The following is a 5,648-nucleotide window of genomic DNA, read 5'->3' as shown; positions in this document are numbered from 1 at the left end:
AGGGGGATAGCCTGGCGCGGATCGCGAGCAACCGCCACGCGAATGAGGTCGCGCGTGCCGACGATGCCGTTGGTCGGATCGAACTCGATCCACCCCGCGCTCGGCAGATAGACCTGGACCCAGGCATGCGTCGAGCCGCCGCCGCGGTGGCCCGGTTCCTCCTCCGAAGGCACGAACAAATAGCCCGACACGAAGCGCGCGGCGATGCCGAGCCGTCGCAACGCCTCGATCATCAAGAGCGCATAATCGCGGCAGGTACCAGAGCCCGTCTGAAGCGTATCGAGCGGGTGCTGGGTGCCCTGCTCATGCCGCTTGCGGTAGGCGAACGTCTCGCGAATGCGCAGCGTCATCTGGCTCAGGATATTGAAGGTCGGCGTTGGCGCTTCCGCGTCGAGGAATTTCCGCGCCCACGCCGACAACTCACCGTTCGGATCGCCGTATTGTGGCGCGATGAACTGCAGCAGGTCGGGAAGCTCCTCCTCGTCGTAGAGGAAGGGATAGAAATAGGCGGGATCGTCCGGCGTCAGCGCAAATTCTTCCGCCGGCTGGTGCTCGACGGTCGCGGTGAAAGTGAAGGCGAGGCGGTCGAACCGCTCGTCGAAGGTTGCGATCGCCACGCTGTTGCCGAACGCATCGTGGATCCAGCGGAGCGACATCGGCTCAGGCTCGATCCTGAGATCACCGGACAGCACGCGCAAATCGTGCCCGTCGCGCGGACGCAGCATGATCCGGTGCTCGCCGAATGCGACGGGGCGCGCATAGCGGTATTCGGTCTTGTGATGAATCGTCAGCCGCGGCATCGTTGATTGCAATCATTATGGCTTTGTAAGATGTAATCTATACCGATCGAGCTCCGATCGTTGCACATTTCGAGATCGGCGATGCCGCTTGAACAGGCAAACAGGCAAGAAAAGATGGTCTTGGGCGGCGCTGGCGACACATCGTTACTCCTCGGCGAAAACGATCCGCCGCCGGTCGTGGAACAGAACCCGCTGCGTAACTCGCCGTTCCTGCTGACATCGGATCATTTCGGCCGCGCCATTCCGCGCGCACTCGGCGATCTCGGCCTGGCCGAGAGCGAACTGACGCGGCATATTGCCTGGGACATCGGCGTTGCCGGCGTGGCTCGCGCGCTTGCCGCTCAGCTCCGCGCGCATCTGATCGCGCAAGCCTACTCGCGGCTCGTCATCGACTGCAATCGACCGCCGGATGTGCCGAGTTCAATTCCACGCATCAGCGAGGCCACCGTCATTCCCGGCAACGAGAGCCTCACGCGCGAGCTGACGGAAGCACGCCGCCGCGAGATCTTCGATCCCTATCATCGGCGGATCAGCGAGACGATCGAGCGACGTTTGCGCGACGGGATTCCGACCGTGCTGGTCTCGCTGCACAGCTTCACCCCGGTCTATGCCGGCATCAAACGGCCCTGGCATGTCGGCACGCTCTATCAGAGCGATATCCGCCTGCCGCCGCTGCTATTGAAAGGCTTGCGCGCGCAGAGCGGCCTCGTGGTCGGCGACAACGAACCTTATGCGGTGAGTAACGAGACCGATTACACCATCCCGGTGCATGGCGAAGCGCGCTCCCTGATGAACACCGGCATCGAAATCCGCCAGGATCTGATTTCGGATCAATCGGGCCAGACGCAATGGGCGGACCGGCTTGCGAATATCTTTGGTGAGATCGAAGCGACTTTGCGCGCGCAGGGATTGCTGCCGGCCTAACTGAAGGCGCAAGCTTCTCGCCGTCCACGCGCAGCCGCATCGGGTATGCCGCAGGAGTGTGTTTCGTTTCCGGTTAGCGGGCCCGCGTCAGCGCGAGCCAGATGCCGCCGCCGATCATGGCGCCGCCGGAAACACGCGACAGAAGCCGGGTCCGCCGCGCCGAGAAGAACGACCGCACGCGACCGGCCAGCAAGGCGTAGGTCGCATCCGTCAGGCCTGCGAAAAACATGAAGGTGACGCCGAGCAGCGCCACCTGCGAGAAATGGTCCCGGCTCATATCCACGAACTGCGGAATGAAGGCGCCGAAAAACACCAGAAGCTTGGGGTTACTGAGTGCGACCAGAAAGCCTTGCAGGAAAAACCCGCCGCGCGGCGGCGGTGGCGCTTCGGCTTCGACTCCTTCGACGGGATTGCGGATCAGCTTGATGCCGAGCCAGACCAGATAAGCAGCACCGGCAAACCGGAGCCAGTCGAACCAGTAGCCCATGGTCGCCATCAGCGAGGTCAGGCCGATCGCAACGATACCGATCACGATCGTCAGCGCCGCCTGCACGCCGGCGATGTTGGTCAGCGCCGCGCGGGTGCCGTGGCGCAGGCCATTGGCGATCACGAGCGTCACAATCGGCCCGGGCAACAGCGCAAGCCCGATGCAGGCGGCGATGTAGGCGAGATAGAGCTGAAGGGACATGATCACCACCAATCGTCATTGTGAGCCAACGGGTCTCGCGAATGCGCGCCCGATGACAAGCTCCGCGAGCAATCCAGCCTAGGTTAGGGGCTGGCCAAGTCAGGGACTGGATCTTCGTCGCTAACGCTCCTCGCAATGACGCAGACCTTTACGCCTGCGCCATCGAAACCCTCACTACGGCAGCCCGGCATCCTTCCGCGCGTCGCCGGTCAATTCCAGAATGTGAAGGCCGGTGTTGGCGCGGTCGACGATGTAGATGTAGCCGCGATCGTCGGTCTCGACATTGTTGGTCTGGATCGCGACCTTGCAGCGGTCCTTGCCGTCGATCTTGACGCAGCGCTTGTCGGTGTTGGCGGTGATCGACGGGATGAAGTAGCCGACCTCGGTCGGATGATAGGGATCGCGGATGTCGAGCGCGCGGACGCCGGCGTTGAAGAAGGAGATGAACGCCATCTTCTTGAAGTAGACCGGCGCCATGCTCTCGTTGGAGGAATGCGAACCGAACCGCCCTCCCCGTTCGCAGAAGTTGCCGCCCGCTTCCTTGGCCGTGTAACTCGAGATCACCATCGGGCTGGTTTCGATCGTGACGTCGACGAACCACACCATCTGCCGCGGTTCGGCGCATTCGTTGACGATTTCCTCGTCGACGATCATGACGATGTCGCGTGTCGGCTCCTTGTCGTGCGCAAATTCGGCGATCGGCATTTTCAGCATGGGAAAAGTCGTGTGCGCGCCGTTGAAGGCCGACATCGACATCCGCGAGATTTCCGGATAGCGCAGGTTTTCCGGCGTCGGCTCCTTTGGCCCGTTCAACAGCTTGGCGCGGTCGACGATTTGCAGGAAGCCGCCTTTGTCGGTGCCATACCCGAAATAGACGCGGTTGCCTTCGGGACCGGCCGAGATCGGTCCATGCAGCTCGGTCGGCACCGCGCCGGTCGCGCCCGGCTCCTGTCCGGGAAGCCCGAAATCCCTGATCTTCACGGGATGAGCGGGATCGCTGAGGTCATAGATCATCGTCATGCGCCGGGTGCGCCAGTCGGGCTTGCCGGAGACGAGATAGGCGACGCCGGTGTTGCATTCCCACCAGTTCTTGTGCGTGTCCTTCAGGCCCTCGCCGATGTGAGAAACGAGAACCGGATTGGAGGGATCGGCGACATTCCAGATCTCGTGCCCGGTGTTGCCGACCGCGCGCAGCAGGTAAACCGCGTTCGGATCGCCCTTTGGCAATTGCTTGCCGTCGCACACGCGCGCCATCTGCGCGCCGCCGCTTTCATACTTTCCTTCCTGGCCCGGAATGTGGTGCAGGTATTTCGGGTGCGCAGGATCGGTCACGTCGACGATCGAGGTCCCGTTCGGCTCGGCCTTGCCGGTCAATGGATTGACGGGATCGGGAATTTCGTCGGTACCGCCGTGATGGCCGATATAGGCGATCCAGCGGTCGCCCTGATGATGAACGGTCGGCTGATAGGCGCTTCGCGCCTGCAGGTCGTTATAGCCGACAAGCCGCATATTGGAGGCTTCGGGCGGAGCCCCGATCTTCTGCGCGTCGATTTTCTGTTCGGGCTGAACGGCCTGGCTCTGAGCCTGTGCGGCACCGCAGAGCAGAAGCAAGGTTGTGAAGCAGATTGCCGGTTTGACGCAACGGTTCATGTTTTTCCCACCCAGGCTTTCAAAGAACCAATCTGTGCTGGCTGGCCGATCCCTAGCACAGGCTTTTATCGCCAACAAAACACCCTCTTGACATGCAACCAATTGGTTGCCTATTATCCTCTTCATGGAAATTGACGACGTCTTCAAGGCCCTCGCCGACGCATCGCGACGGTCGCTGCTCGACAGGCTTCACGCCAGGAACGGACAGACGCTGAACGAACTCTGCGAGGGTGTCGCCATGACGCGGCAGGCCGTCACCAAACACCTTGCGATCCTCGAAGAGGCCAATCTGGTCACGACCTACAGGCAAGGCCGCGAGAAACTGCATTACCTCAACCCAGTGCCGATCCATCAAATCGGCGAGCGGTGGATCAGGAAATTCGAGCGCGGAAAACTCACCGCGCTTAGCGAACTGAAACGACAGCTGGAGAAACGCGATGAGTAAGCTGGAATTCGTGTACACCACCTATATCGAAACCACGCCGGAGAAACTCTGGCATGCGCTGACCGACGGTGACTTCACCGAGCGTTACTGGTTCGGCCACCGCGTCATCTCCGACTGGAAGGTAGGATCGCCGTATCGGTTCACCCACCCGGAGAGGCCATCGCCCAAGGGCAAGGTGCTGATATCGGATCCGCCGAGGAAACTCGCCTATACCTGGGAGGCCTGCTCCGACGATCTGAAGCATGAGGGAATCTCGCGCGTAACCTTCGATCTCGAACCGCGCGGCAACATCGTTAAATTGACGGTCATGCACGACAAGCTCGGCGAAGGCGGCAAGACCTACCTCGGCATTTCGGAAGGCTGGCCGATGGTGATCGCGAGCCTGAAGAGCATGCTCGAAACCGGGCGCCCGCTGCCATCGGGCCTCAAGTCGAGCTCGCAGAAGGAGCAGGCCTGTGCCTAAGCCCGAATTCATTTACGTGACCTATATCGAGACCACGCCGGAAAAACTGTGGCACGCTTTGACCGACGGCGATTTCACTCAACGCTACTGGTTCGGCGCGCGTCTCAGGTCCGACTGGAAGGTGGGCGCTTCCTTTGAAATGGTGCGAAGCGACGGCACCGTCTCCGACGCCGGCAAGGTCGTCGAGGTCGATCCGCCGCGGCGGCTCGCCTATACCTTCATCAACCAGTCGGACAAATACAAAAATGAATTTCCGGCGCTCGCGACCTTCGTGCTCGAGCCCTATGGCAAGCTCGTCAAGCTGACACTGACCCACGAAGGTTTTGCCGAAGGCAGCAAATTCTACTCGGGCATTTCGAAAGGCTGGCCCGCGATCCTGTCCAGCCTCAAGAGCATTCTCGAAACCGGCAAACCGCTCGAAATTCCCTTCGAGGCGCTCAGGATGGAATCGTGAGGCGCGCCATGAATACCGATCACTTCAAACCGATGACGGTCTATACGATCTACATCGCCTCAACGCCGCCAAAAGTGTGGGAGGCGCTGACCTCGGCCGAATTCAGCCGGAAATATTTTTTCGGCAATGCGGTCGAGATCGAGCTGAAGGTCGGCGGCGCCTACATCATGCGGACACCTGATGGTGCGGTGCATATCAGTGGCGAAGTGATCACCTGCGAGCCG

8 protein-coding genes are annotated in these 5,648 nt (G+C 61.1%); 5 read left to right on the top strand and 3 right to left on the bottom strand.

Translation table 11 applies throughout. The annotated features are described in order from the left end of the window. On the bottom strand, positions 1-800 hold an 800-nt coding region (locus WB528_RS02505; protein ID WP_423886847.1), incomplete at its 3' end, for a transglutaminase family protein. A 114-nt stretch (positions 801-914) separates the two neighbouring features. Between WB528_RS02505 and WB528_RS02500 the strand changes: the two genes are divergently transcribed. Next, entirely contained in the window at positions 915-1,724 is an 810-nt protein-coding gene (locus WB528_RS02500; protein ID WP_423886849.1) for an N-formylglutamate amidohydrolase, read from the top strand. Between the two features lie 73 nt (positions 1,725-1,797). Here WB528_RS02500 and WB528_RS02495 read toward each other — a convergent pair whose 3' ends face one another. Then, positions 1,798-2,412: a LysE family translocator gene (locus WB528_RS02495; RefSeq protein ID WP_423886846.1), complete on the bottom strand. Its 615-nt coding sequence runs from the start codon at positions 2,410-2,412 to the stop codon at positions 1,798-1,800. 174 nt (positions 2,413-2,586) lie between these two features. After that, positions 2,587-4,062 carry an LVIVD repeat-containing protein gene (locus WB528_RS02490; RefSeq protein WP_423886845.1) on the bottom strand — a complete coding sequence of 492 codons (1,476 nt, stop codon included), beginning with the start codon at positions 4,060-4,062 and terminating at the stop codon, positions 2,587-2,589. A gap of 130 nt (positions 4,063-4,192) precedes the next feature. Here WB528_RS02490 and WB528_RS02485 point away from each other — a divergent pair, with 130 nt between their 5' ends. The 4 genes from WB528_RS02485 to WB528_RS02470 all read left to right on the top strand — a co-directional run. After that, complete coding sequence (locus WB528_RS02485) at positions 4,193-4,507, top strand: ArsR/SmtB family transcription factor (protein WP_423886848.1); 315 nt, start codon at positions 4,193-4,195, stop codon at positions 4,505-4,507. Further along, positions 4,500-4,970 carry an SRPBCC family protein gene (locus tag WB528_RS02480; RefSeq protein WP_423886844.1) on the top strand — a complete coding sequence of 157 codons (471 nt, stop codon included), beginning with the start codon at positions 4,500-4,502 and terminating at the stop codon, positions 4,968-4,970. Before WB528_RS02485 ends, WB528_RS02480 begins: the two co-directional genes overlap by 8 nt. Continuing rightward, a complete protein-coding gene (locus WB528_RS02475) occupies positions 4,963-5,424 on the top strand; it encodes an SRPBCC family protein (RefSeq protein ID WP_423886843.1) in 462 nt (153 codons plus the stop codon). The genes WB528_RS02480 and WB528_RS02475 overlap by 8 nt, the downstream gene beginning before the upstream one ends. An 8-nt stretch (positions 5,425-5,432) precedes the next feature. After that, on the top strand, positions 5,433-5,648 hold a 216-nt coding region (locus WB528_RS02470; RefSeq protein ID WP_423886842.1), incomplete at its 3' end, for an SRPBCC domain-containing protein.

This window comes from Bradyrhizobium sp. (assembly GCF_049586575.1).
In the GTDB taxonomy this organism is placed as follows: Bacteria; Pseudomonadota; Alphaproteobacteria; order Rhizobiales; family Xanthobacteraceae; genus Bradyrhizobium.
Note: the sequence above shows the minus strand (reverse complement) of the source record. Positions and strands in the feature narration are given on the sequence as shown.